Raw genomic sequence first — 25,374 nt, forward strand, 5'->3', positions numbered from 1 at the left:
TGGCGGCATGGGGTGGTTCCGATCCCTGATTTTTCTCCCTAGCCAGCGGCGGCGGGGAGCGGACAACGGCGTCCATGCGGGTCGCGCCTTAGGCGTGGTCCGTGTGGACGCTTTTTTTGTGTCCGGGCCCGGCCGCCCATCGACCCGACGAGGATTGACCCATGATTCGAGCATTGCATCTCCCATCCCATCCGCCGACCTTGGCCATCGTCCCCAAGCCCTGGGCTTGGTCTGGGTTGGTTGCCTGCCTGTGGGGCGCCGCCGCCCAGGCCGCCGATGAAGCGCCCTTGGGCCAGATCGGCCCCAATTTCAGGGTATTGGGCGAATTGCGCGGGCGTTTCGAAGCCTTCGATTTTTTCCAGCCCGCGATCAATCCGGCCCAGGGCGTGGTCGCCAACCAGAACGATTATGCCTTCGGGGCGCTGCGGGCGCGGTTGGGCGTCGCCATGACCACGCCCTGGGTGGATGGCTTGGCCCAGGGGGAATATACCGGGCTGTATGATTTGCCCACCCATGCCTTCGGCGGGCCGGGGGTCGGGCCTTTGGGCCTGGGCGGAGCCTATTACGCCGACAGTGGCAAGAATGTCTCGTCCGGCGATGTGCATATCAAGCAGGCTTATCTGAACTTCAAACTCCAGCCCATGGTGGGCTTGGCCAACACCTATTTCAAAGGTGGCCGCTTCGAGTTTTCGGATGGCTTGGAATATAAGACCGGCGATGCCAAGTTCGATGGGTTGAAGACCACCCGGATTTCCCAGCGCCTGATCGGCCCGTTCGACTTCGCCCATGCCACCCGCAATCTCGACGGCTTCGCGCTGAACTACGACGCCCCGGACTTCAATGTCACCCTCACCGCCACCCATCCGACCCAGGGCGGTTTCAATATCCGGGCCGAAGACCAAATCAGCCATATCGATCTGGCCTATGGCGCGATCACCAGCAAGAAGGGGGCATTGCTGCCCGATACCGAGGCCCGGCTGTTCTATCTCTATTACGGCGACAACCGCGGTGTCCAGCCCACCGATAACCGGCCCTTGGCCGATAGGCCCAAACTGAGCCAGGACGCCTTGGCCATCAGCACGGTCGGCACCCATGCCTTGACCGTACAGAAGATCGGTCCCGGCAGTCTCGACGGGGTGTTTTGGGGGGCTTACCAGTTCGGCGATTGGGGCAATCTCAACCAGGACGCCTGGGCCGTCACCCCGGAAATCGGCTACCAATTCACCGATGTGATGTTCAAACCTTGGCTCCGGGCCGGTTATTTCCGCAGTTCCGGCGATAGCAACGCCAAGGACGGTACCCATGGCACGTTCTTCCAGGTGTTGCCCACGGTCCGGCTGTACGCCAAGTTCCCGTTCTTCAACTTGATGAATATACAGGATGTGTTCGCCCAGTTCTCGGTGCTGCCCACCGACACCACCAAACTCGGCGTGGATGTCCACCATCTTTCGCTGGGCGATAGCCACGACTTGTTCTATGGCGGCTCGGGGGCCACCTCGCGGAGCGGGAGTTTCGGCTATTTTGGCCGTGCCTCCGGTGGGCATAGCAGCATCGGCCAGTTGGTGGACGTGACCTTCACCCATACCATCTCCAAGTATTTTTCCTGGAGCGCCTATTACGCCCATGTCTTCGGGTCCGATGTCGCCCGCAGCGACTACGCGCTCCAGAACGACGCCAATTATGGTTTCCTGGAAATCAACGCCTCGTTTTGACCCGCCGGGAACCCAGGGACATCCACGCCGACCCAAGCAGGAGGTTCATTCCATCGGCGGGCCGGGCGCGGCCAGAACGCGCCGCGCCGGATTCCCCCGCAACGGAGGTTAGGCGATGCTATTGTCCCAAGTTCCCTCGGCCGACGATTGGTTCGGCATCCTGGTCCTCGCGCTGTTGCTGCTTTCCATCGCGGTCATCAAAACCCTGCAATGGCGGGAGGCGCGGCGCGAATACGAGCGCCGGGCCCGCGACCGGCGCGGCGCGATGGAACTCACGCCCCATGGGGTGGGTATTTTGGAGCGGCGGGTCGGCGACCGGCGCAGGTCGCGGCGGCGCGGTTGAGCGGGTGGCCGGGCATAAAAAAAGCCGACCCGGCGGCTGTCCAGGTCGGCAAACTCCCTATGTTCCACCGCCCGCCTGGGGGAGGCGGCGGCGGACGGTGGTTATGATGGTCCGGGCCGGACTTCCGGTCCATGCGGACGAATACCTATGCGTCCGCCGGGGCTACGGGAAGCGGAGGATCATCAGCGAGAAGTCGTCGCTGATCCGGCCCTGCCGGGCCAGGGCCGCGATCTCGCGGTAGACCGCCTGGGCCGGGACCGGGTCGGGTTGTCCCGTCGCCAAGGCCCGGAATTCGCCGAGGCTCCATTCGCCGCCGTCCGGCAGGCTGATCTCGAACACCCCGTCGCTATACACCCACAGCGTGCTGGCGGGCGGTAGGGCGAGTTCCTGTTGCTGGAAATCCCCCGTCGGCAACACCCCCACGAACAGTCCGCCCGTGGTCAAATCCCGCGCCGCGTCCCGGCCCGGACTCAGGAGGAGGGCGGGCGGATGCCCGCCCGAGGCGAACACCAGGTGCCGGGTGGAAACCCGGTACACCCCATACCAGATCGAAAAGAACATCTCGCCGTGCTGTTCCATCCCCAGGGCCGCGTTCAGCCCGTTCAACACCTGGGCGGGCTGGCCGAAATCCACGTTCGCCAGCGACTTATGCCGCAGCACGTTCAGCACCGAGACCGCGTGCATGGCGGGTCCGACCCCGTGTCCGCACACATCCACCAGATAGAACGCGAAGCGGTCCGCGTCCAGCCAGCCATAGCCCAGGCCGTCGCCGCCCAGCACGGCGGAAGGCACGAAGCACCAATCCACCCGCACCGGCCCTTGGCCCAAGGGGGGTGGCAACAGGGATTGGACATATTCGCTGGCTTTCTGGAGGTCGGCGGCCAGGGTTTCCGATTCCCGCATGGAAGGCTTGTGGCGGTATTCGTGCTTGAGGACGTGGTTGCCGATGCGGAGCAATCCGTCCACCGGCCATAGGGTCTGGCCGGCGATCTTGCGCTCGTCGATGAAAGTGCCGTTGGTGGAGCCTAGGTCTTCCACCCAGACCAGGGGATGTTGCAGGCTGACGCGGCAATGCTGCTTGGAAACGCAATGGTCGGGCAGGCGCAGCGCGTTGTCGGAATGCCTGCCGATGGTGAGTGGCTGTTCGCCCAGTTCGACGGTTTGGCCGCGTTCGCTGCCGGCGATGACCAGGAGGTAATGGGCGTTGCCGTCGTCGCCGTCCTTGCGTATGGAGGGGCCTGGGGCAAAGAAGCCGGTCTTGTCTTCGTCCATCGGGGTGGTGTGTTCCGTATCGTTCATGGGTAGGGTGCGGTCGGGCCCAGGGAGTCCAATAAAGCCGGGAAAACCGGGCCTGTCAATCGTGGTGGCGGGCGGGGCCGGGCCACGGGGGGGAACCGATGTTTTTACAGCGGCGGCGCTCCGGCCCTATACTGTGGCCCGGCCATCCGCACGATTCCCTATCCCCACCCATATCATGACCCGAGTCCCGCGCGCCGTGTTGTTCCCGTTGCTGGTGCTGATGCAATTCATCGCGCCCTGGGTCCATGCCCATGCGTTCGACCACGTCGGGGGCGGCGAGGGTTTCCTGCATCTGCCGGGCCTGGAATTCCTGGGGCGGGGCGGACCGGAACCCGTGGTCCTGCCGGCGCAACTCGATCCCGGCGACTGGATCGTGGGGATGCAGGCGGGCGTCCGCCACGATAGCGCCACCGCACCCGCCTGGGTCGGCGATCCCGATCCCGCCGCGCTCCCGGTGGCCTTGCCATCCCCGCCGCCCACGGCCTGGGCCGATCCGCCCTATCTCAACGCGCCGCCGCCGCTGTTCCACCGGCCCCGCCGCGCCACCGTCCATCCCCGCGCCCCGCCCGCCGTTCCCGCCGAGCTTTGATGCCCGGTGCGGCCTGGATAACGCCGCACGTCCTTTCCTCCCGCGCCGTTCCGGCGGCGCTGCCCATCTGAGGCGCGGCCCCGCGAAGCCGCGCCGTGGAGAATACACATGAGATTGCGATACGGCTTGGCGGCCTTGCTGTGCCTATGCGCCGCCGCGTCCGCGCAGGGTCAAGACCTCGTGGTCGAACATTACGACGACCTGCGTTTCGACGAGCGCATGACCCTCAAACAGGCGGTCGAGGCCACGTTCGAGAAATATCCCCAGCAGACCCTGTTGACCGCCTTCGAGGAGGAGGCGCGGGCCTTGGAGCAGCGCGGCGCGAGTTGGATCGCGGGCTACCCCATGATCTATCTGCAATGGATCGACGACGCCTTGATCGACAACAAGGGTTCCCAGGATTTGCAGACCGGCTATCAGGTGCCCCTGTGGATGTGGGACCAGCGCAAGGCCGGCCAGCGGGTGGCGGACGAGGCCAAGAAAAGCGCCGAGACCTATGCGCGGGCGCTCCGGCACGAGGTGGCCGGTTTGGTGCGCGAATCCCTGTGGAACCTCCGGTTGGTGGAGAACCGCTATGGGGTGGCCCGGCAAATCTACGAGGTGGCCGAGCAATTGACCGACGTGGTGCGGCGGCGGGTGGAACTCGGGGATTTGGCGCGGGCCGATTTGCTGCTGGCCGAGAGCGACCAGTTGGAGAAGAAAACCGCCCTGGTCCAGGCCGAGGCCGAAGTGATGCACGCCCGCAAGGCTTACCAGAACCTCACCCGGCTGTCGCGGGCACCGAAAACCTTCGACGAGGCGCAAAGTCCTTTGCGCGGCTTCGACGAAAGCCATCCCGCCCTGGCCGCCGCCAATGCCCTGGTGGAGCGGGCGCAGGCCGAAGTCGAATTCACCCGCTTGTCCAAGCAGGGCAATCAGCCGACCTTGTTGCTGGGCACCGATACCTCGCGCGGCAGCCCCAAGGACAATTTCAGCACCGGCAACAACATCGTGCTGCAAATCCCGCTCGGCGGCGACGCCTGGCACGCCCCGGTGGTGGCCCAGGCCAATGTGTTCCTCTCCGAGCGCCTGACCCAGCGCGAAATCCTCTGGCGGCAATTGGAAAAAGCCTTGCACGAGGCCGAACACACCCTGGAAGTGGACCGGACCGCCCTGGCCATCGCCGAGCGCCGCAAGGAAATCGCCGGGACGCAACTCAAGATGAGCCGCTTGGCCTTCGAGACCGGGGAAATCGCCTTGATCGACTATCTGAAAATCCAGGCCGGCGCCCAGGCCGCCATCCAGGAAGCCGCCCAGCGGGCCATCCTGGTCCAGAAGGACACGGCAATCTATAACCAAGTGGTGGGAGTGACCCCATGAGCAGCGTCAAACGCGTCGGTTTTCGTTACGTCCTGCCGCTCTTGTTGGGCTGGGCGGTTCCGGTCCACGCCTTGGAGAACACCGTCCGCCTCACCCCCGAGCAAATCAGCCATCTCGGTATCCGCGCCGTTCCGCCGGAAGCGGTCACGGCCTTGCCCTTGTCCCAGGCACCGGGCCGGGTGGTGCTGCCGCCCGCCAAGGAATTCGTGGTGTCGGCCTTGCAGGCCGGGGTCATCAGCCATGTCAACGTGCCCTTGGGGGTCAAGGTGGGCAAGGGCCAAGCCTTGGCCCAACTGCGCAGCGCCACCTTGCTGGATGCCCAGCGCAGCCTGATCGACGCCGCTTCCGAGTACGAACTGGCCCGCGCCAAGTTGGACCGCGACCAGACCTTGCTGCAAGAAGGCGTGATTTCCAAGCTGCGCTGGCAGGAAACCAGGGGCGCGTTCGACAAGGCCCAGGCCGCGCTGGGCGAGGCCGAGCAAATCCTGATCGCCTCCGGGGTCGGTCCCGCCGATGTGGCGCGGATCAAGGCCAAGCATCAACTCGACAGCGCGATGGAGGTGCGCTCGCCCATCGACGGCGTGGTGCTGGAACGCATGGCCGTGGTCGGGCAAAGGGTGGACGCCATGGCCCCGTTATTCCGCATCGGCAAGCTGGACGAACTGTGGTTGGAAGTGGACATGCCGCAGGAGCGCCTGCGCGAGGTCAAGCTGGGCGACAGGATCGCGGTCGAGAATCCCAAGGCCGCAGCCCGTATCATCGAGGTGGGCCAGAACGTCGATGCCCAGAGCCAAAGCGCCCTGGTCCGCGCCGTGGTGGACCAGGGCGCGGAGAACCTCCGGCCCGGCATGAACCTCAATGTGCAATTGATGCATCGCAGCACCGACCGGATTTTCCGTGTCCCGGTCGCGGCGGTCATCAGCCACGAGGGCAAGAACTACGTGTTCGTGAAGACCGCCGAGGGCTACGCGGCGCGGGAAGTGGCGGTGGCGGGGCAGGAAGCCTACAGCGTCACCGTGCATGAGGGCTTGGAGCCGGGCGACGAGGTCGCGGCCCAGGGCGTGGCGGGGCTCAAGGCGGCGTGGCTCGGCATGGGGGAAGGCGAATGATGGCGCGCCTCATCCAATTCGCCCTGACCCAGCGCGTTTTCGCCCTGCTCCTGGCCTTGCTGCTGGCGGGGGCGGGCTGGCTGGCGGCGATGAACCTGCCCATCGACGCCTTCCCGGATGTTTCGCCCACCCAGGTCAAAATCATCGTCAAAGTCCCCGGCATGACCCCGGAGGAGGTCGAGGCCCGCGTCACCGCGCCGGTCGAAGTGGAACTTTTGGGCATCCCCAAGCAAACCATGCTGCGCTCCATCGCCAAATACGCCCTCACCGATATCACCCTGGATTTCGAGGAAGGCACCGATATCTATTGGGCGCGGCAACAGGTGGCCGAGCGCCTGAACGGCGTCTGGGCCAACCTCCCGGCCAACGCCGAGGGCGGCATGGCCCCGATGACCACGCCCTTGGGCGAGATGTTCATGTTCACCGTGGAGGGCGGGGATTTGAGCCTCGCCGACCGGCGCAGCCTGTTGGATTGGGTGATCCGTCCGGCCCTGCGTACCGTGCCGGGCGTGGCCGATGTCAACACCCTGGGCGGGCGGGTGCGGAGCTTCGAGGTCATCCCCGACAATATGCGGATGGCGGCGCGGGGCGTGTCCATCGGCGAATTGACCACGGCGCTCAAGGCCAACAACCGCAACGACGGCGCGGGCCGCTTGGTCCAGGGCGAGGAATCGCTGCTGGTGCGGGCCGAGGGCCGTATCGTCGATTTGGACGATGTGCGGACCATCGTCATCGTCCAGCGCAACGGCATCCCCATCACCGTGGGCGATGTGGCCGAAGTCCGCATCGGGGCGCTGACCCGATACGGCGCGGTCAGCCAGAACGGGAAGGGCGAGGCGGTCGAGGGCCTGGTCCTGAGCCTCCGGGGGGCCAACGCCCGGCAGGTGGTGGCGGGCCTCGAACAGAAACTGGAAGAAATCCAGCCGGCCCTGCCCAAGGGCGTGAAGATCGACGTGTTCTACAACCGCGCCCATCTGGTGGAAAAAGCCACCTACACCATCATCCACGCCTTGGTGGAGGCGACGGTGCTGGTGCTGGTGCTGCTGCTGGCCTTCCTGGGCGATGTCCGCGCCGCGCTGACCGTGGCTTGCATCCTGCCGATGGTGGCGCTGTTCACCTTCCTGCTGATGCACCAGTTCGGCCTGACCGCCAACCTGATGAGCCTGGGCGGCCTCGCCATCGCCATCGGCAAGCTGGTGGACCCGGCGGTGGTCGTGGTCGAGAACATCACCGCCCACCTCGCCGAACACGGCAAGGCCCAGCGCCTGCCGCGGCTGCATATCATCTACCGGGCCATGCGCGAAATCACCGCGCCGGTGGTGTCGGGAGCCATGATTATCGGCATCGTGTTCGTGCCGTTGTTCTCGCTGGAAGGCTTGGAAGGCAAGCTGTTCAAACCGGTGGCCTTCACCAATGTGTTCGCCATGAGCGGCTCGCTGATTTTTTCGCTGATCGTCATCCCGGTGCTGGCCTCGTTCCTGATGACCCAGGTCAAGCACGAAGAGCCCTGGCTGGCGCGGCAATTCCTGGCGCTATACCGCCCGGTGTTGCTGTGGTCGCTGGCGCACGGGCGCACGGTGATGGCGGGCGCGGGGCTGTTGCTGCTATCCACCTTGTTCGTCTACAACCAAATCGGCAAGACCTTCATGCCCACCATGGACGAGGGCGATATCATCGTGCAGGTGGAAAAACTGCCGTCCATCACCTTGGAGGAATCGGTGCGGCTGGACCAGCAAATCCAGAAAGCCATCATGGAGCATGTGCCGGAAGTGGTCCGGGCCGTGTCGCGGGTCGGGGTCGATGAAATCGGCCTGGACCCCATGGGCTTGAACGAGACCGACAACTTCTTCGTGCTGAAGCCGCAGGCGGAATGGCGCATGAAGACCAAGGAGGAATTGACCGAGGCCATCCGCAAGGTACTGGATACCATTCCCGGCATCGCCTACGGCTTCACCCAGCCGATCCAGATGCGGGTGACAGAGATGCTGACCGGCGTGCGCGGCGATGTGGCGGTGAAGCTCTATGGCCCGGAATTGTCGGTGCTGAACGCCAAGGCCGAGGAAATCGCCGCCGCGATGAAGAAGATTCCCGGCGCGTCCGATGTGTTCACCGTCCGCAACGAGGGGATGCAATATCTGGTGGTGAAGCTGGACCGGCTGGCGGCGGGACGGCTGGGGCTGGACGCCGACGCGCTGGCCGACACGCTCCGGGCGCAGATCGAAGGTTTGAAGCTGGGCATCGTGCAGGAGGATATCCGGCGGACGCCCTTGCTGCTGCGGGGTTCCGGGGAACCGGCCCATATGGCCACCTTGCAGATCGCCCTGCCCGACGGGCGGCGGGTGCCCTTGTCCGCCGTCGCCAAGATCGAGCCGGTGGAAGGCGTGGTGGCGGTCAACCGCGAACGCGGCCAGCGCTATGCCTCGGTGCGCAGCAATGTCGAGGGGCGGGATTTGGTCGGCTTCGTCGAGGACGCCAAGCGGGCCGTGGCGGAACAGGTACAGCTACCGACCGGCTATTACATCCAATGGGGCGGGCAGTTCGAGAACCAGCAACGCGCCGCCGACCGCTTGGCGGTGGTGATTCCGCTGTCCATCGGGCTGATTTTCCTGCTGCTGTTCTCGACCTTCGGCTCGGTGCGGCAGGCGGGGCTGGTGCTGGCGAATGTGCCGCTGGCCTTGATCGGCGGGGTGTATGGGGTGTGGATTTCCGGGGAATACCTGTCGGTGTCGGCTTCGGTCGGGTTTATTTCCCTGCTGGGGATCGCGGTCTTGAATGGCGTGGTGATGGTCAGCTATTTCAACCAACTCCGCGCCCTGGGCCTGCCGATGGATGAAGTGGTGGTGACGGGGGCGTTGCGGCGCTTGCGTCCGGTGTTGATGACGGCGGGGATCGCGGCTTTCGGCTTGATTCCGTTGCTGTTCGCGACCGGGCCGGGGTCGGAGATCCAGCGGCCCTTGGCGGTGGTGGGCGTGGGGGGATTGTGTACCTCCACGCTGCTGACTTTGGTGATGTTGCCGGTTTTGTATCGGCGCTGGGGGGAGGGTTAATATAGGGTATCCGCTCCCTATTCGGCTGGAGCATCTTCGCGTTAACTGTGGATGGGCGGAGGCAGGAGCCGAAACCCATCGATGCGTTTCCGACAGCGCGGCGAGATGGGTTTCGTTGCGCTCTACCCATCTACGCCGAGTGTATAACCCAACCGGAAGTGCTTTAGAACGATGCCCATGCCGATTCGTCGATCCGCGCAATCAACCATTGGGTTTCCTGCTTATATTTGGAGCCATTGCAATATCTTCGGTTGCATCTTGGGATCGGTCGCGCTATGGCTGCACTTCGGCGGAATCGTCGTCGATCAATGGCCTTGGTTGGTATTGGCCTTTTATGGGTTGGGTTGGCTGATCGGGCGGCGCGCTTTTGCCGAAGAAATCGTCGTTGATTTCCGTAAAAAGTCCGATGGGACTTCGCTGTTGGGTAGTTTGGACCAGCTCATAGGGGTGGTGGAGTCCCGGTTGCCCACGGAGGCGGTGTCCTTGCTAAGCAATATCCGATCGAACCTGGCCGAACTGTTGCCCCGCATGGCCGAGTGCGCTTCGTACCCAGAAGATACTTATATCATCGAAGCCGCCATCCGACGCTATATACCTTCCACGCTGGCCAGCTATCTAAAACTACCCAAGCATTATGCCCAATCCCATAGCCTGGCGGCTGGAAAAACCGCAAGCGCACTTTTGATTGAGCAGCTTGGTCTGTTAGACAAGCATATCCAGAAGCTCTTAAAAAATGCGCTGGACAAGGATGCAATGGGATTATTAGAGAATGGTAGGTTTCTAGCCGATAAATTCAAAGCGGATAATGTTTTCAAACTCGGTGACGACCCATGAGTGGGCCTAAGAACACCGGGTTACGCTTGGTTTTGAAGCGGGAGCCGTCGGTGCGCCGTAAGTGGCTAGGCGTGCTGGCATCGCTGGTTTTCGTGGCGGAATGGGTCTATGCGGTATGGCCTCATTTCCCTCCTCCGCCAGTGGCGCCTATTCCGGTGGCCACGCCTGCCCCGGTGGCCGTCCCGCCTAAGTCCGAAACCGTGGTTGTGATACAACCTATCTTCGTGCCCGTTGGCCCGTATACCGTGGAGCGAACCAGACCGGAATCCCAGCCTGCGGCACCGGTTTTACCCCAGGGAATATTGCAACCGTACTATACCAAGGAAGCACAGTTACACTTGGTCGGTGTATACGAAGGTCGTGATCCTTTGGATGACGGTCGGCCCTGGTGGAGTAAATGCGGCGGCGACCACCGCGATTCCGCGAATATGCGAGAATGCCATGCCCGCTATGCCAACCAACACAGGCAAGGTTTTGTCGAGGTAGATGTTAGTTATAGTGAGCGCCCTATAATTTTGGTTTTGACGGCTTATAATCCAGTGGTTTGGAAGGTCAGGCAAGGACATCGCGTGGTCATAGAGGGCGTGATACTGGCAGGTTATCATAGCCAGAGTGTCGAGGGGATCGATCCCGCCATTCCAGTACGGGTTTATACCTATGAGCCATCATCTTGCGAGCGGTGTTGGCAGGCTGGCGGCTATTTTTATATCTATCAATCTGAGAGCGGCATCCAGGGGTTTGAGTCTGCCGAGAGAAGGCTTTTTGAAATTACTGGAAAGCGGATATCTTCGATCCAGGCCAAGTATAAAGGCAGCCAGTTCGCTATCGCGCAGGGGATACCCATGTTTTCGTATCCTGATTCCAAAGTGGAGTAGGGCGTGATTGTTGGTATGGGTATGGGGGATCGATGCCGATGCCGCAGCCTACGAGTCGAGAAGGCGTAAAAGATTTCCCAGGCTTATTAAATCCACTGCTTGCCAGGCGATTCCCCGCCAAGAAACCACCCCGCCGCTCCATACGCGGCAAGCCCGAATCCTTCGCGAATTCCATCAACCCCCGCCCGCCCCGCCACAAATCCCCCACCGCCGCGCCGTCTGATCCGGTGGGATCGTCGCCATGCCCGGTCCTATCCCGGCTGGAACAACAGGCAAACCCCGGCGCTTGAGGCCCGATACGGTTCTTCTCGTCGAAGGGTGTGGCGCGTTCGGACAGGCGTTTCCGCCGACCCGGCAGGGGAGGACGCATGGGCGTGCCGGGTGGCCATTTCCGGGTATACGGGGTGGAATTTGAAAGGGGATCGGTCGGGCCTGTACCGCCCGCCGATGGTTTGGCGGACGGTGGGGTCTGTCCAAGAACCCGCTGGTTTATGCCGTTTCGGAATCCGGCCTTATCGAGGAAATGGCGTCGTTGTCGAAAAACCCGTCCGGGCCGGAATAGAACCCATTCTGGGTGGGACCGCCCTTATCGGAGAGCGCCCAGCGCTGGCCGCTGAAATTGGTATCCCGGTAGGCCGACCAGTTGCCCCGCACGATGATCGCCGAAGACACCTGATCGTTGAAACCGATGTAAGGGAAATCGGCATTGGCTTCGGTGAAGGACACCATGCGGCCATTGAAATCGCCATCGCCGAACAGGACGGCCAGGGGGAGTCCTTTGTCCGCAGGGACCGGGCGCAGGGAGGAGATATTGTCGTGCGAGCCGCCCCAGGTACCGGGGGTGGGATATTCGCCGGGTTTCAAAACCCAGCACTTGCCGTTGTAATCGCCGTCGGCGTAGACCAGCCAGGTTCCCCGCACCACGATGATGGACGAGGTTTTGTCGTTGAAATTATGGTCGCGGCCCAGGCTGGAGCCACATTGGTTGATATCGACCCGGCGGCCGCTGAAGTTTTCATGTTCGAATAAGACGATATGAGGCATATGGATCACCTTGTTGATTATTACGATGCTTGTTATCGATACGGAAAACTTGGTTATTCGGTCTGGTGGGTTAAGCCTCCTTGTGATGGGTTGGAAACGGATTTTCCGGGCCGGATGGACAGGATGCCGCGCGCCTAATGAGTGACATCCTAAAAAAATGAGGCACGCTGACCTTCGTGACATAGTGTATTTTGAGTCGCTGGAATTGCGAACTGGATCAGACGGATAAAAAGCTCCCTGTGTTCTTAGGCAGAAGCAGTCTTCCGGGGCTTGCCCTTTGATTGAAGCTACGGGACTGCGAAGCTGGCTAGCAGTGTTATTGTGAGTGGGGTCTGGTACCTTGGCAGCGGCGTCTCTCGAAGAGGCATTGAGCCAGGGCGAGGTCTATCGCGAGCGCGGCCAAATTTATCTCGCCGTCGAGACCTTGAAAGCCTTGCGGGACAAGCTGATCGATCCCGGACAAGCGGCGCGCTGGGCGGGTGCGTTGGGGCAGGCCCATTACCTGACCCGCCAACCCAGCCACCGCCCGGCCGTCCTGGCCTTGCTGGAAGAGGCCGCGATTCCGGTCCAGAGACCGCTGCCGGGGCTGCTGCGGCCCGCGTTACAATCCCCCCCGGTGACGCATCATCCTTCCACACCCAGGAATCCCCCATGTCCGAATTTTCCCTGTTGACCCTGATTTGCCCGCCCGGCCTGGAAGAACCCCTGGTCGATTGGTTGCTCGAATCCCTGCCCGATCATGGTTTCAGCACCTTCCCGGTGAGCGGCCATTCCAGCCGCCACCAAGGGCTGAGCCTGGCCGAGCAGGTCGCGGGCCGCAAGCGCCAAGTCCGGTTCGAGCTACACGCGCCGGAGGCCGAACTGTTCCGGCTGGTCGAGCGTCTTACCACTGAGTTCGCCGGGACCGGGCTGCATTACTGGATGACGCCGGTCTTGGCGCAAGGCCGGATCTAGTCGCGTCCGCCGCTGGCATCGGCTTTGCTGTTCCTGTGCGGAGATTCGCTATATTCGCCGACCCCCGAGGATTCGATGAAACTACCGCTCGCCTGGATATTCGCGCTGGTCCTGCCCAATGCCTGGGCCGGGATCGCCCCCGCCCCTTCCCAGGCCACCGAGCTATCCGTCCACGCCCCGCCCGCGCTTTTGCAAAAGCTGGTGATCGAGCCGGTGTCCGAGGCCCATTTCACCGAAACCCTGCGGCTGCCGGGCCGGGTGGCCCTGGACGAACACCGCGTGGCCCGCATCGGTCCCAGCATCAGTGGCCGCGTCACCGAGATCAAAGCCTTCATCGGCCAAAGCGTCCGGCAGGGCGATACCCTGGCCCTCATCAACAGCACCGAACTGGGGGCCGCCCAGGCCGCCTATCTCAAGGCCAAGACCCAGGTCGGTTTGCAGCGCTTGGCGGTGCAGCGGGCGCGGCGCTTGTTCGAGGAGGGCATCATCAGCCAAGCCACCCTGCACGAGCGGGAAGGGGCTTTGGCCGAGGCCGAGGTCGAACTCCGGGCCGGCGACGACCAACTGGAGGTTATGGGCATGAGCCCCGCCGCCATCCGCCGCCTCGCCGACACCGGCCATATCGACTCCATGACCCCGGTGACGGCCACCCTCACCGGAACGGTGCTGGAGCGCCAGATATCGGTGGGGCAAATCGCCCAGCCCGCCGACGATTTGTTCACCGTCGCCGACCTGTCCCAGGTCTGGGTGGTGGCGGAAGCCCCGGAGCAGGACGCCCACCGGGTCGAGCCGGGCCGCTATGCCGAGGTGGAAATCCCGGCCCTGCTCCAGCAGCGCATCACAGGGCGCTTGATCTACGTGGCCGACACCGTGAACCCGGTCACGCGCACCGTAACGGTGCGGATGGCGGTTGAAAACGCCCAACACCGGATCAAGCCGGAGATGCTGGCGAACATGGTGATCCGCCGTTCCTCGGAACCGGGGCTGGTGATTCCGGCCCAGGCCGTGGTGCGGGTGGACGACCGCGACCATGTGTTCGTGCAGACCGGCGGCGACCATTTCGAACTGCGCCCGGTGGCGCTGGGCGTGGAGCAGGACGGGCGGCGGCGGGTGGTGGAAGGCTTGAGCTACGGCCAGCGCATCGTGGTGGACGGCGCGTTCCATCTCAACAACGAGCGCATCCGCAAGGAATTGGAGTAGCCCGCCATGGAGGGTTTGATCCGCGCCGCGCTCGGGCAGCGGCTGATCGTGCTGGTGATCGCCCTGGCCTTGGTCGCCGCCGGGGTGGCGGCCTTCCGGCAACTCTCGGTCGATGCCTTCCCCGATGTGACCAATGTCCAGGTGCAGGTGGCGGCGGAAGCGCCGGGCCGCTCGCCGGAGGAGGTCGAGCGCTTCGTCACCGTGCCGCTGGAAATCGCCATGACCGGCCTGCCCGGCCTGACCGAGTTGCGCTCGGTCAACCGCAACGCCCTGTCCCAGATCGTCCTGGTGTTCAGCGACGACACCGATGTTTATTTCGCCCGCCAATTGGTGCTGGAGCGCCTGATCGAGGCGGCGGCCAACCTGCCGGAAGGCGTCACGCCGGTGTTGGGGCCGGTGTCGTCGGGCTTGGGCGAGGTCTATCAATACACCCTCGAACGCCCGGACGACGGTGGCCGCGAACTGACCCTCCAGGAACTGACCGACCGCCGCACCCTTCAGGATTGGGTGGTGCGGCCCTTGTTGCGCGGGGTGCCGGGCGTGGCCGAGATCAATTCCATCGGTGGTCTGGAACGCCAATACCAGGTGTTGCCCAATCCCGACCGCCTGCGCCATTACGGGCTGACGCTGAAGGAGGTCTATACCGCCCTGGCGCTCAACAACGCCAACAGCGGCGGCGGCAAGCTGCCGCGCTACGCCGAGCAATACCTGATCCGGGGCGTGGGTTTGATCGAGGGCGTGGAGGATATCGAGGAAATCGTCCTCAAGGAGATCGACGGCACGCCGGTCTTCATCCGCGACGTGGCCGAGGTGAGGATCGGCGCGGCGGGCCGTTCCGGCGCGGTCATCAAGAACGGCGTGACCGAATCCGTGGGCGGCATCGTCCTGTCGATCCGGGGCGGCAACGCCAAGCGCATCGTGTCCCAGGTCAAGCAGCGGGTGGAAGAGATCAACGGCCAGGGCATGCTGCCGGACGGGCTGAGGATCGTGCCGTTCTACGACCGTTCCGAACTGGTGGACGCCGCCATCCACACCGTCGCCAAGGTGCTGCTGGAAGGCGTGGGGCTGGTGGTGGTGGTGTTGCTGCTGTATCTGGGCGATCTCAGGTCCAGTCTGATCGTGGTGGCGACCCTGGTCGTTACGCCGCTCTGCACCTTCATGGCGATGAACCATTTCGGCATTTCCGCCAACCTGATGTCGCTGGGGGGCCTGGCCATCGCCATCGGCATCATGGTGGACGGTTCGGTGGTGGTGGTGGAGAACGCCTTCCGCCATCTGGGCGAGGCCAAGGACAGGGGCGACCGTCTCTTGACCGTGCTGCTGGCGGCGACCGAGGTGGCGACGCCGGTGCTGTTCGGGGTGGGCATCATCTGCCTGGTGTTCCTGCCCTTGATGACCCTGGAAGGCATCGAGGGCAAGCTGTTCGCCCCCCTGGCCTATACCATCGCCATCGCCTTGCTGGTTTCGCTGGTGCTGTCGCTGACCCTGTCGCCGGTCCTGTGCGCCTATCTGCTCAAGGGCGGGGCCGAACACGATACGCCCGTCATCGCCTTCATGAAGCGGCCCTATCTCAAGCTGTTGGATTTCGCGCTGGGGAATCCGGTGAGGGTGGTGGCGGCGGCGGTGGCGGTGCTGGGTTTGAGCCTGTCGCTCTTGCCCTTCCTGGGCTCCTCGTTCATCCCGGAGATGAAGGAGGGGACCATCGTGCCGGGCATCAACCGCGTGCCCAGCATGTCGCTGGCCGAATCGATCAAGCTGGAAGCGGAAGCCATGCGGCTGGTGATGGAAGTGCCGGGCGTGGCCGGGGTGGTGTCGCAACTGGGCCGCAGCGAAAGCCCCACCGATCCCCAGCCGGAAAACGAATCCACCCCCATCGCCACCTTGAAGCCGCGTGGGGCCCTGCCCGAAGGCTGGGACCAGGATACGGTGACGGAGGCCATCCGCGAGAAGCTCAAGGTCTTGCCGGGTGTGCAGGTGGTGATGGCCCAGCCGATTTCCGACCGGGTGGACGAGATGGTCACGGGGGTGCGCTCGGATGTCGCCATCAAGGTCTTCGGCGACGACCTCGGGGAACTCAAGCGGCTGGCCGACGCAATCGTGAAGGTGCTGAACACGGTCGAGGGCAGCGCCGATATCAGGGTGGAGCGCCTCAGCGGCCAGCAATACCTGACCATCGATATCGACCGCCGCGCCATCGCCCGCCACGGCATCAACGTGGCCGATATCAACGATATCATCGAGACCGCCATCGGCGGGCGGGTCAGCACCGATGTGTTCGAGGGCGAGCGGCGCTTCTCGGCGGTGGTCAGGTTCCCGGAAAGCTTCCGCGGCAGCCCCGAGGCCATCGGCGAAATCCTGTTGAAATCGCCGAACGGGGCTTTGGTGCGGTTGGACGATCTGGCCCAGGTCCGGGTGGTGGACGGCCCGGCCCAGATCAGCCGGGAAATGGCCAAGCGCCGCATCGTGATCGGGGCCAATGTCCGGGGACGCGACCTCGGCGGCTTCGTGGCGGAATTGCAGCGAAAGGTGGGCGCGGAGGTGAAGCTGCCGCCCGGTTATTTCCTCAAATGGGGCGGGCAGTTCGAGAACCTGGAACGGGCCATGAACCGGCTCAAGCTCATCATCCCCATCACCATCGGGGCGATCTTCTTCCTGTTGTTCCTGCTGTTCAATTCACTGCGGTTCGCGGCCCTCATCATCCTGGTGCTGCCGTTCGCGTCCATGGGCGGGATCGTTTCGCTATACCTGACCGGGGAATATCTGTCGGTCCCGGCCTCGGTGGGTTTCATCACCTTGTGGGGCATCGCGGTATTGAATGGCGTGGTGCTGGTGTCCTACATCCGGAGCTTGCGCGGGCAGGGGCTGCCACAGTGGGAAGCCATCGCCGAGGGTTGCCGCCAGCGTTTCCGCCCGGTGATGATGACCGCGACCGTCGCCATGCTGGGCCTGATTCCGTTCCTGTTCTCGACCGGGCCGGGTTCGGAGGTGCAAAGGCCGCTCGCCATCGTGGTGATCGGCGGTTTGATCTCGTCCACCTTGCTGACCTTGGTGGTGTTGCCCGCTTTGTACCGTTGGTTCGAACGGGAGGAGGCGGGCTTCAAGTTGTAGGGAGCCTACCCGGCACGCGGGGGGCGATCCCGGTTTTCTCTCCCCCTGCGCCTTCATCGCGGCCTTTGCGGATTCCCGGCCCTGGCCGGGAGGATTCCGCCGGTTACTGGATATCCGGCGGGTTTTCAAATCGGTGCCGACGAATTTTATCCATACTGTGAGCAAAGGCCGCTTATTAGGTATTTATACATAGGCACCTACATTTCATGGAAGCGTCATATTTCCCAGCCATAAGCGTTGTCAAAGCGGATATCTATAATCCGGTCCAGCATCGCGGTTAATATGGCCGCTTATTTCGGGTAATAGATCACTGATACGGGTTTCCCGGAGTTTTACACTGCTCTCCGGGCTTGGGGCCATCCCAAGTCCGATCGGGGACGCTTCCGTCCCGGCGGGCGGGGGAACTCCCGCCGGGGCGCGGGCGGCCACAACGATTCCGCTTCTTTCGAGGAAACCATCATGAGCATGAACAAACGCATCGTTTTCCTGGCGCCGCTGTTCGCCGCGGCTTCCATCTACGCCACCGACGCGGTGTCGGCGGTGCCCCCGGTCGATGGCGCGGGCAAACCGGCCTATACCACCTGCCCCGTGTCCACCACCGGGGTGACGCCGACCTCCATCTACCATTTCGACAAGATCATTTTCACCATCGTCGGCAAGTTGCAGGCGGCCAATACGGCGGACCAGCAGGCGTTGGAAAACCTGGTGGCGAATAATTTCAAGAAACCGCTGGATATCAAGATTCTCGACAACCCCCGCACCGTGGCCGATTTGAAAGGCAAGGTGCTGACCTTCCTGGGGGCCGACCCGAAGATTCCCGACAACTGGCTGTCCATCGAGATCACCGACGTGGAATACGCCGCCGTCGTGTGCCCGAAAACCCCCTGACTCCCCTTTGTCAGGCAGTATGTGGGCCGGCCCGGTGATCCGGGTCGGCTTTTTTATGCCATTCCGTAAGCGCTGCCTGTCCTATCGCCTTATCTTGTTTGGCAGGGCAAACCCCGGTCTTCCCCTTCCATCATGGGAGCCATATTTACCATAATACACATGGAGTATTTTGCCGACCATCCGGGTCATGACCATATCGCTTGACCATCAATCTGCGATGGGTCAGCAAGCAACCTGTCCGGATTTTATGTAAATCGCGGTCGTAGTATTCCCATTTTGATCGCAGAATAGATACTGGCCTCCGCCAAGATCATAAACGGCATCGGTATAAGTGGTGCCACCATAGATATATACCACCCTTGTCGCGGTGCCGGTGCCAGTAATACTCCAAGAGCCTACCGAAGTGGTGGAGTCAACCGGGTTATTGAGCCCTTGCTTCCAATCGATTAAATCCCCCCCGGATTGATGAAATTCCTGCGCCTGCCAGTTACCGGAGGATCCCACGCAAACTGTATTACCGAGCAGTAAGGTGGAAAGGGCGCCCGAGGCGGTCGTGCCTGGGGTTATCACCGGCGTTCCATTGACAGAGGTGGGGTCGTTTTCACTCCATGTAATAGTTGTGCTGGTATTGCCCGGTGTGGCGGTGAATGTCACGGTTGGATTGCTGGTGGTGCCGCCTACCGCGCTGGTGGTCCAGCCCGATAGCGTGCCCGAGTATTGATATGAATTGGAGGGTTGTCCGGTAACGGTTCCCGACGTGGCTCCGTCGCTTAGGCTAGCGTAAGCGGAAGCGGTGGTGGAGGCGGAAAAACTGGGACCGGAGGCGATTTTTTCGAAGCCCAAGCCGCCTATGGTCAAAACCTTGTTCGCGTTCAAAGTCCCGAAGGTGAACGTTGCGGTTGTCCTGGTGGACGCAGTGGTATTTTGGACTTGCGGGACGCCCGTGGGACAGGCGGCTAATAAGGCATCTGATACGAGGCAAGACAAGATGGTGCCGATTATTTTGGGGCTTGTTTGCATGGCTGTACTCTTATTTATATTGATCTATTTGATGTGCTTGTAATTTGATACGCTTTAGGTGTTACGCAAAGCGATATCATATTAAGCGATCCAATGATAGCAGATATTTATACGGCCAATGCCGCTGATACTTTCGGCCTTGGCCGGTTCTTCTTCCAGTACAGACAGGGCTATAAACCTTGCGCTAACTCCCATGCCCTTATGGGAATCATAACCCTACGAACCTTGCCTGTTTTGGATGCCTAGATAGGTTTCTCGGCAATAATCCTGGGTTCCGCTATACCCCGCTTGACACGGATGCCAACAACTGGTAGCTGATGGAAAAACGCAGCTTGCGGTAATGCCGGTCGGGCGCGGCCTCCAGATGGATTTGCGGATCGTCGGTTTCGAACAACAGGACGCCATCCCGCTGCCCGCTGAAGTTGGATAGAGTGACCGCCAAAGGATGCGGCTTCCCGGTGTGGTCGATGGCCTCGGCCTCGTGGATCAGCATCCGCGCCGCCGTGTTGATCGGGTCGAAGCGGAACGCCTGTATCCCGGCCCTTTCTCCCAGCTCGAACTCGATATCCTGCCGCCCCAGGCTCGGGATCAAGGGCTGGATCATCGAGTCCGCCTCGCTATAGCCCGTTCCGGTGTCGATGAACAATTGGGCGCAATAGGCGCTGCCCTGGCGCTGGGCCAGTACTTGTTCCAGGGTTTCCGGGGCATAGCTCAGCGCCACCACCAGGCTGTGGCAGCCTTCCGCCGGGAAGCCCGCCAGGGCGATTTGCGGGTCTTGGCAGGCGAACACCATCTGGCCCGCCCGCGCTTCCGTCATGTTCAGCGGCAGGAAGCGGACCGGATGTTCCCGCCCGTCCGGCCCGAGGGCGGTGATTTTGTGGATGGCGAGGGCGGTGGGTCCGTTCATGGGGTCCAGCCGCAGGTTGCGCGGCGCGGGCCGGGTGCCCAGCTTGAATTCCAGGGTTTGTACGCCCTGGGTATCGGCCACGCCGTGGATAATGGATTCGGCTTCGCTGAAACCTTCGCCGCTATCGATATAGAGCTGGGCGTAATCGGCCATGGCGGGGAAGGCTTCCCCGAACCTGGCTTTGAACCAACCGGCATAGGCCGAAACCGTGCTCCAAAAACTATCGATCTTGGGGTAGCTTTTCTGTTTCAAACAGGCCGCGCAGATTTTCATCGGATATTGGCCTTGGCGTATCGCCGCCCGGGTTTTTGAGAATCCGATACCGTTCCAAATCGTTTCGCCGTCGTGGGCGTCGAGATGGCCCAGATAAGCGTTGGAAAATCCGAAGCAACAAGGCCGCACCGCGCCTTGCTGGTTGACATAGAAGGTTTTGAAGGGCTGGGAGCATTGGAACCCGGTGGCCGGGTCCGGGGCGCGGATATCCAGGAATTTGCCGAGGGTTGCTCCCGCCTGGTCCATGGCGGTGGCGGGCCGGGCGCGTTCCGCCTTGGGCGGGACCAGGGCCTTGACGGTCTTGGCGGTCTGTTTGAGTTCGGCGATGGGCACGGTGGCGACGCCGCCGTCGCCCTTGCCCCAGAGCAAGCGGCCACGCACGGCGGCTTCCTCCTCGGGCGTGGCGGCGGTGGCGACATTGCTGAATTCATCGACCAGGGCCAGGCCCCGGCGGCGGGCCAGGCGGTGGGCTTCTTCCAGCAGTTTGCCTTCCACCTGGGGCCGCATCACCGCGCCGTGGGCGTGCAGCATGGGCAGGGTTTCGTAGGCGTGCATGGGTTTCAGGTAGATGGTGTTGACGCCGCGGTCGGCCATCAAAGCCACGAAGTCCACGATGCGGTCCATATGGTGCTGGAAGGCGATGGAATTGATCTCGATCTCGGGATAGCGGCTGCCGCGTTCGGTCTTGACCCGGTGCAAGCGGGCGATGCCGTCCAGCACGGTCTCGAACCCGCCGCCCAGGTAGACGTTCTCGTAATCCTCCGGGGTGGCGCCGGAAAAACTCACCGTGACCCGGAAGATTTTGCGGTCCACCAGGAATTGGCAGAGTTCCTCGCCGAGGTTCATGCCGTTGGTGAAGAAATCCACCAGCACCTCGTATTGCAGGATGGAATCCAATAAGCCCACGAATTCGGGATGCACGGTGGGTTCGCCATAGCCATAGCAATGCACCAGCAGGGCATGGGATAACAGGGGTTCCAGGGATTCGATATGCTTGGGATCGAGGAAACCGCGCTCCTCCGATTTGAGGGCGAACAAACGATAGGGATTCAGCTCGGAAAACACGCTGCACATGGCGCATTTCAGATTACAGACATTGCTGATTTCCAGGAATATTTCCAACGGGTGGCCGGGGGATTCCCGGCCTTCCAAATGGCCTTGGAAAGATTTGATCGTCCGCTGTTTATGCGTGGAGAAACCGGGTTTCGCTGTCATCGCGGGGAGTCCTGTGGCAAGGGAGTGTTCGGTGCCGCGCCATCGGGTCCGAGGGCGGCGTTGACTGGAAGTTATAACCTTAGAGGCCGGGGCAAGGCGAGCGGATGCGCCATCGACCTGCGGCGGCGGTTACGGAGCGGTGGATGCCGGGTTAGAATCGCCGCTTCCATTCATTCGGGGAGCCTGAGATGAAGCATTCCATGTGGGGCGCGGGTCGGCGGATCATGCTGCTGGCGGGATTGGCCTTGGGCTTGGCGGGTTGCGGCAGCCCGGTCAACCAGCGCAATTACGATCAATTGAAGATGGGCATGGAGTTCGACCAGGTCGTCAAGCTCCTGGGCAAGCCCAGCGAGTGCGACGCGGTGATGGCGATCAAGAACTGCCGCTGGGGTAAGCCGCCCGCCGCCACCATCAGCGTGCGCTTCATCGCCGACCAGGTGGTCTTGTTCAAGGCGCAGGGCTTGTAGGCGTCCCGGTGGCGGCGGTGCCCGCCGCTCACACCGTGTAGTCCACCTGCTGCACCGTGCCCGTGCCACCGTCCTCGTGCAAAAACAGGCCGGTGGCGGCCACCTGGCCGAGGTTGCGGTTTTGTCCATCGTTCAATTGGAACGGCGTGGCGGCGCTGCCGAGATAGATCGCCCCGACCCCCATCTGCCCCAGCCCCACCAGTTTCGATCCGCCCGCGTCGTCGCGCACCCAGAGCCTGAGCTGGTCGTAGACCGCATCCCCCTCGTCGATGAAGCCGTTGTGGTCTTGGTCGTACTGGGCCAGCTCCGCGAAGCCGCTGCCGGAGGTCGGCCCGAACAACTCCTTGCCGTTGTCGATGCTGCCGTTGCCGTTCTTGTCCAGGGCCAGGAGGGCGCTGCCGGGTTTCAGGTTGGCGATTTGTTCGCTGTGGCCGTCGCTGTCGAGATCGAACTCGAAGCGGGCGTCGCCGAGTTCCGCCGCCTTGCCACCGTAGTTGATGACCAGCGGGTCGACCTTGGCCGGGGCGTTCGCCGCCGCCGCCCCGATTTGCAGGCGCGAGGTGAATTCCCGGCTCATGTTGAGCTTAGCCGAGAATTGCAGGGTCTGGCCATCGGCGGTCTTGATCGTCCCGCTGGCGCTGAACGAAGTGGCTTCCGTTTCCCGGCGGGTCACGGTGGTGCTGAGCGTCAAGCCGGTGTTGTTGGAATTGGCGCGGGCCGGGGTGGATGGGCTGGCGCTGGGGGTGGTGGTGGAACCGCCTTGCAGTGCCTGCCGCAACTGCCCCGGTGTCGCGACCACCAGATCGTGGCCGGTGACGAGCTTGAACAGGCGGCGGATCAGGGCGATGTTGAGCCGGTCCTTGGAACTCAAGCCATCGTCCGGGTCGGTGGAACCACCCGTCGGAGCCGAGGCGGCGGCGCTCAGGGCTTGGTCGCTGAGGGTCAGCATATCGGTGACGGTGGCGCGGGCGCCGCTTTCGGACGGCGTGGCGCGGATTTGCAGGGAAGTTTGGCGGCTTTCGGTCTGGCTGGCCTGATGCCGGGTTTGCATCTGGATGGACGATGAGACGACGCGCATGGCTGGACCTCCGGGCGGGCGGGTAATGGGTTATCGACCGGCGCGGCCAGGGCTTGAGTCCCGTGCGTATCGGCTTGTAACGCCTATAATGGCGCTCCGATCCAAGCCGACCCGAGTCACCCATGTCCCGCTGGCGACCCGCCACCCCCAAATCCTCCCCCTATATCACCGCCCCCGGCTACCGCCGCCTCGAAATCGAACTCAAGGCGCTGTGGGAACGCCGCGCCGACGTGACCCAGCACCTCGCCGCCGCCGCCGCCGAGGGCGACCGCTCGGAGAACGCCGAGTACCTCTACCGCAAGAAGGAACTGCGCGGCATCGACCGCCGCATCCGCTATCTGCAAAAGCGCCTGCCATTGCTGACGGTGGTGGACCAAGCGCCGAAGCCGGGCGACCGGGTGTTCTTCGGGGCTTGGGTGACTTTGGAGGACGAGGCCGGGAACGAAACCACCTACCGCATCGTCGGCGCGGACGAGATCGACACCCAGCGGGGCTGGATCAGCGTGGACGCGCCCTTGGCGCGGGCGCTGCTCAAGAAGGCCATCGACGACGAGGTGAGCGTGGCGACACCGGGCGGGTTGGCGCGGTGGTTCGTCGTCGCTGTGCGCTATGGGGAAGGGGAATAGGCCGTCGGCCACCGGATTGAGGGGCGGAAACCCGCCCCCGATGGCCCACGGCCAAACGCCTTAGAGTCCCATGCAGTTGGCGTAATAGGTCACGGTGCCCGGCCAGTCGGAGAAGATGCCCCGGATGCCCACTTGGCGGCCCAGCACGTCCAGCGCCTCCAGGGCCACGCCTTCGTTTTTCTTGTTGGCGAGTACGTTCTCGACGCTCTGGTAATAGAACCCGCCGCTGCCGTCGGCCAGGATGCCGGAACGTTCCAGGGTCCAGGTGATGAGGTCGAGTCCGACCGCCTTGGCGGCTTTGGCTGCCTTGGAGGGCACGAAGCCGGTGCCCGCCTTGTTCGGGGCCAGCAAGACCCAGGTCGGCGGTGCCCAAATCTTCACGCCCTGGTCCACCCAGCTTTGCATTTCGGCCTGGGTCGGGACCGGGATCGGCGGGTTGGCGGTCAGGTCGGCGTCGTCGAGGTAGACCGCCTGGGCACCGAACGCGGGTTCGTTCTGGACCCAGTACAGCACGTCGCCAAGGTTGAAGGACTGGGCGAACACCTGGGAGGCCGGCACCCCGGCTTCCTTGTACTCGTCGATCATCTTCTGGGCGTATTGCTCCTGGCTGAAGCCATCGAACGGCATGGCGACCGAGGGCGATTTCAGTTCCGGGGTCATCTTCACGCCCAGCCGCTTGAACAGCGCGATGCTTTCCTTATGGGTCATCAAGGTGCCGCTGGAAGGACCGGCGAACAAATCGGTGCGGAAGGAGGCGGTGCCGCCCTGGTATTCCTCGGGGGTTTTGGCGCGGGGGTTGAAGGCGTCCATCTTGCCCCGGAGCTGTTTGAATTCGGCCAGGGTGATATCGCTGGTGCGGCATTCGGCCTTGGCCGGGGCCAGCAGGTTGCCGCTGGCGTCGAAGGTGGCCGGTTGGAACGGCGTGGTGCATTTGGCCGCGAGTTCGGGGAGGGTGAGGATGTTGGTGGTGGTGTGCAGGTCGTTCTGGGCGTGGCGGCAGACCAGTTCCTTATCCTTGGTGAAGGTCACGTCGCATTCCACGATGCCGGCCCCCATGCGGGCGGCGGCTTCGTAGGATTCGCGGGTGTGTTCGGGGAATTGCAGGGCCGCGCCGCGGTGGCCGATGGAGAAATCGGTCTTGTGGAACGGACCTTCCTGGCAGGACAGCGAGGACAGGCGCTTCTTCAGCGGACCGGGACTCATATCGTCCACCAGGAAATAAGGGCGCACGCCCACTTGCACATTGATGACTTCCGCCTGGGACAAGACCGGCAGGGCGGCGCACAGGGAGCCTAGGGCCAGGGTCGCGATGGGCTTCAACATGGGTACCTCGTCGAATGGAAAGGTGGTGCCTGCCGCCCGGAATGGCGGCGCGGCGGACGATACCCAGGCTGTGTTGCGGGTTTGCGGGGCTTAGTGTGACGGGT

General features: G+C 63.1%; 21 protein-coding genes. 15 read left to right on the top strand and 6 right to left on the bottom strand.

Going from position 1 to position 25,374, the window contains the following annotated elements; genetic code table 11:
- Positions 1-161 precede the first annotated feature (161 nt).
- Entirely contained in the window at positions 162-1,712 is a 1,551-nt protein-coding gene (locus K5658_RS04230) for an alginate export family protein (protein WP_221065735.1), read from the top strand.
- A 115-nt stretch (positions 1,713-1,827) separates the two neighbouring features.
- Complete coding sequence (locus K5658_RS04235) at positions 1,828-2,055, top strand: hypothetical protein (RefSeq protein WP_221065736.1); 228 nt, start codon at positions 1,828-1,830, stop codon at positions 2,053-2,055.
- Between the two features lie 162 nt (positions 2,056-2,217).
- Here the strand turns inward: K5658_RS04235 and K5658_RS04240 are convergent, their stop codons facing one another.
- Positions 2,218-3,354 (bottom strand): SpoIIE family protein phosphatase, encoded by a 1,137-nt coding sequence (locus K5658_RS04240; RefSeq protein WP_221065737.1) that lies wholly within the window; start codon positions 3,352-3,354, stop codon positions 2,218-2,220.
- Positions 3,355-3,529: 175 nt separating this feature from the next.
- On the opposite strand from K5658_RS04240, the gene K5658_RS04245 reads away from it, so the two are divergent.
- From K5658_RS04245 to K5658_RS04270, 6 genes are all read left to right on the top strand, one after another.
- On the top strand, positions 3,530-3,943 hold the full coding sequence (locus tag K5658_RS04245; RefSeq protein ID WP_221065738.1) for a hypothetical protein: 414 nt from the start codon (positions 3,530-3,532) through the stop codon (positions 3,941-3,943).
- A gap of 108 nt (positions 3,944-4,051) precedes the next feature.
- Complete coding sequence (locus K5658_RS04250; RefSeq protein WP_221065739.1) at positions 4,052-5,302, top strand: TolC family protein; 1,251 nt, start codon at positions 4,052-4,054, stop codon at positions 5,300-5,302.
- Positions 5,299-6,411 carry an efflux RND transporter periplasmic adaptor subunit gene (locus K5658_RS04255; protein ID WP_221065740.1) on the top strand — a complete coding sequence of 371 codons (1,113 nt, stop codon included), beginning with the start codon at positions 5,299-5,301 and terminating at the stop codon, positions 6,409-6,411. The genes K5658_RS04250 and K5658_RS04255 overlap by 4 nt, the downstream gene beginning before the upstream one ends.
- Positions 6,411-9,458, top strand: coding sequence for an efflux RND transporter permease subunit (locus K5658_RS04260; RefSeq protein WP_221065741.1), 3,048 nt, complete (start codon positions 6,411-6,413; stop codon positions 9,456-9,458). The genes K5658_RS04255 and K5658_RS04260 overlap by 1 nt, the downstream gene beginning before the upstream one ends.
- Positions 9,459-9,635: 177 nt before the next feature.
- A complete protein-coding gene (locus tag K5658_RS04265) occupies positions 9,636-10,292 on the top strand; it encodes a hypothetical protein (RefSeq protein WP_221065742.1) in 657 nt (218 codons plus the stop codon).
- A complete protein-coding gene (locus K5658_RS04270) occupies positions 10,289-11,167 on the top strand; it encodes a hypothetical protein (RefSeq protein ID WP_221065743.1) in 879 nt (292 codons plus the stop codon). Before K5658_RS04265 ends, K5658_RS04270 begins: the two co-directional genes overlap by 4 nt.
- Before the next feature lie 489 nt (positions 11,168-11,656).
- Here the strand turns inward: K5658_RS04270 and K5658_RS04275 are convergent, their stop codons facing one another.
- Entirely contained in the window at positions 11,657-12,211 is a 555-nt protein-coding gene (locus K5658_RS04275) for a beta/gamma crystallin family protein (RefSeq protein ID WP_221065744.1), read from the bottom strand.
- A gap of 340 nt (positions 12,212-12,551) precedes the next feature.
- Between K5658_RS04275 and K5658_RS04280 the strand changes: the two genes are divergently transcribed.
- From K5658_RS04280 to K5658_RS04300, 5 genes are all read left to right on the top strand, one after another.
- Positions 12,552-12,884 carry a hypothetical protein gene (locus K5658_RS04280; protein WP_221065745.1) on the top strand — a complete coding sequence of 111 codons (333 nt, stop codon included), beginning with the start codon at positions 12,552-12,554 and terminating at the stop codon, positions 12,882-12,884.
- Positions 12,863-13,165, top strand: a complete 303-nt coding sequence (locus K5658_RS04285; RefSeq protein WP_221065746.1) for a DUF3240 family protein — start codon at positions 12,863-12,865, stop codon at positions 13,163-13,165. Before K5658_RS04280 ends, K5658_RS04285 begins: the two co-directional genes overlap by 22 nt.
- A 75-nt stretch (positions 13,166-13,240) precedes the next feature.
- Positions 13,241-14,365, top strand: coding sequence for an efflux RND transporter periplasmic adaptor subunit (locus K5658_RS04290; protein WP_221065747.1), 1,125 nt, complete (start codon positions 13,241-13,243; stop codon positions 14,363-14,365).
- A gap of 6 nt (positions 14,366-14,371) precedes the next feature.
- A complete protein-coding gene (locus K5658_RS04295) occupies positions 14,372-17,473 on the top strand; it encodes an efflux RND transporter permease subunit (protein WP_221065748.1) in 3,102 nt (1,033 codons plus the stop codon).
- A 459-nt stretch (positions 17,474-17,932) separates the two neighbouring features.
- The gene (locus tag K5658_RS04300) at positions 17,933-18,361 is read left to right on the top strand and encodes a hypothetical protein (protein ID WP_221065749.1); all 429 of its coding nucleotides are present in this window, start codon (positions 17,933-17,935) and stop codon (positions 18,359-18,361) included.
- 222 nt (positions 18,362-18,583) lie between these two features.
- Here K5658_RS04300 and K5658_RS04305 read toward each other — a convergent pair whose 3' ends face one another.
- Both K5658_RS04305 and K5658_RS04310 read right to left on the bottom strand, forming a co-directional pair.
- Positions 18,584-19,381 (bottom strand): hypothetical protein, encoded by a 798-nt coding sequence (locus tag K5658_RS04305; protein ID WP_221065750.1) that lies wholly within the window; start codon positions 19,379-19,381, stop codon positions 18,584-18,586.
- 277 nt (positions 19,382-19,658) lie between these two features.
- Positions 19,659-21,776 carry a radical SAM protein gene (locus K5658_RS04310; protein WP_221065751.1) on the bottom strand — a complete coding sequence of 706 codons (2,118 nt, stop codon included), beginning with the start codon at positions 21,774-21,776 and terminating at the stop codon, positions 19,659-19,661.
- A gap of 188 nt (positions 21,777-21,964) precedes the next feature.
- Here K5658_RS04310 and K5658_RS04315 point away from each other — a divergent pair, with 188 nt between their 5' ends.
- Complete coding sequence (locus tag K5658_RS04315; RefSeq protein ID WP_221065752.1) at positions 21,965-22,243, top strand: outer membrane protein assembly factor BamE domain-containing protein; 279 nt, start codon at positions 21,965-21,967, stop codon at positions 22,241-22,243.
- Between the two features lie 28 nt (positions 22,244-22,271).
- Here the strand turns inward: K5658_RS04315 and K5658_RS04320 are convergent, their stop codons facing one another.
- A complete protein-coding gene (locus K5658_RS04320) occupies positions 22,272-23,321 on the bottom strand; it encodes a hypothetical protein (RefSeq protein WP_221065753.1) in 1,050 nt (349 codons plus the stop codon).
- A 122-nt stretch (positions 23,322-23,443) separates the two neighbouring features.
- Here K5658_RS04320 and greB point away from each other — a divergent pair, with 122 nt between their 5' ends.
- A complete protein-coding gene (greB, locus tag K5658_RS04325; protein ID WP_221065754.1) occupies positions 23,444-23,947 on the top strand; it encodes a transcription elongation factor GreB in 504 nt (167 codons plus the stop codon).
- A gap of 60 nt (positions 23,948-24,007) precedes the next feature.
- Here the strand turns inward: greB and K5658_RS04330 are convergent, their stop codons facing one another.
- Positions 24,008-25,270: a glycerophosphodiester phosphodiesterase family protein gene (locus K5658_RS04330; RefSeq protein WP_221065755.1), complete on the bottom strand. Its 1,263-nt coding sequence runs from the start codon at positions 25,268-25,270 to the stop codon at positions 24,008-24,010.
- Positions 25,271-25,374: the final 104 nt, after the last annotated feature.

It is taken from the genome of Methylomagnum ishizawai (genome assembly GCF_019670005.1).
Classification (GTDB): domain Bacteria; phylum Pseudomonadota; class Gammaproteobacteria; order Methylococcales; family Methylococcaceae; genus Methylomagnum; species Methylomagnum ishizawai.

Bases quoted from the DNA above. Each gene is read 5' to 3' on its own strand.
- K5658_RS04230 (WP_221065735.1), top strand. From the start codon at position 162: ATGATTCGAGCATTGCATCTCCCATCCCATCCGCCGACCTTGGCCATC.
- K5658_RS04235 (WP_221065736.1), top strand. From the start codon at position 1,828: ATGCTATTGTCCCAAGTTCCCTCGGCCGACGATTGGTTCGGCATCCTG.
- K5658_RS04240 (WP_221065737.1), bottom strand. From the start codon at position 3,354: ATGAACGATACGGAACACACCACCCCGATGGACGAAGACAAGACCGGC.
- K5658_RS04245 (WP_221065738.1), top strand. From the start codon at position 3,530: ATGACCCGAGTCCCGCGCGCCGTGTTGTTCCCGTTGCTGGTGCTGATG.
- K5658_RS04250 (WP_221065739.1), top strand. From the start codon at position 4,052: ATGAGATTGCGATACGGCTTGGCGGCCTTGCTGTGCCTATGCGCCGCC.
- K5658_RS04255 (WP_221065740.1), top strand. From the start codon at position 5,299: ATGAGCAGCGTCAAACGCGTCGGTTTTCGTTACGTCCTGCCGCTCTTG.
- K5658_RS04260 (WP_221065741.1), top strand. From the start codon at position 6,411: ATGGCGCGCCTCATCCAATTCGCCCTGACCCAGCGCGTTTTCGCCCTG.
- K5658_RS04265 (WP_221065742.1), top strand. From the start codon at position 9,636: ATGCCGATTCGTCGATCCGCGCAATCAACCATTGGGTTTCCTGCTTAT.
- K5658_RS04270 (WP_221065743.1), top strand. From the start codon at position 10,289: ATGAGTGGGCCTAAGAACACCGGGTTACGCTTGGTTTTGAAGCGGGAG.
- K5658_RS04275 (WP_221065744.1), bottom strand. From the start codon at position 12,211: ATGCCTCATATCGTCTTATTCGAACATGAAAACTTCAGCGGCCGCCGG.
- K5658_RS04285 (WP_221065746.1), top strand. From the start codon at position 12,863: ATGTCCGAATTTTCCCTGTTGACCCTGATTTGCCCGCCCGGCCTGGAA.
- K5658_RS04290 (WP_221065747.1), top strand. From the start codon at position 13,241: ATGAAACTACCGCTCGCCTGGATATTCGCGCTGGTCCTGCCCAATGCC.
- K5658_RS04295 (WP_221065748.1), top strand. From the start codon at position 14,372: ATGGAGGGTTTGATCCGCGCCGCGCTCGGGCAGCGGCTGATCGTGCTG.
- K5658_RS04300 (WP_221065749.1), top strand. From the start codon at position 17,933: ATGAGCATGAACAAACGCATCGTTTTCCTGGCGCCGCTGTTCGCCGCG.
- K5658_RS04305 (WP_221065750.1), bottom strand. From the start codon at position 19,381: ATGCAAACAAGCCCCAAAATAATCGGCACCATCTTGTCTTGCCTCGTA.
- K5658_RS04310 (WP_221065751.1), bottom strand. From the start codon at position 21,776: ATGACAGCGAAACCCGGTTTCTCCACGCATAAACAGCGGACGATCAAA.
- K5658_RS04315 (WP_221065752.1), top strand. From the start codon at position 21,965: ATGAAGCATTCCATGTGGGGCGCGGGTCGGCGGATCATGCTGCTGGCG.
- K5658_RS04320 (WP_221065753.1), bottom strand. From the start codon at position 23,321: ATGCGCGTCGTCTCATCGTCCATCCAGATGCAAACCCGGCATCAGGCC.
- greB (WP_221065754.1), top strand. From the start codon at position 23,444: ATGTCCCGCTGGCGACCCGCCACCCCCAAATCCTCCCCCTATATCACC.
- K5658_RS04330 (WP_221065755.1), bottom strand. From the start codon at position 25,270: ATGTTGAAGCCCATCGCGACCCTGGCCCTAGGCTCCCTGTGCGCCGCC.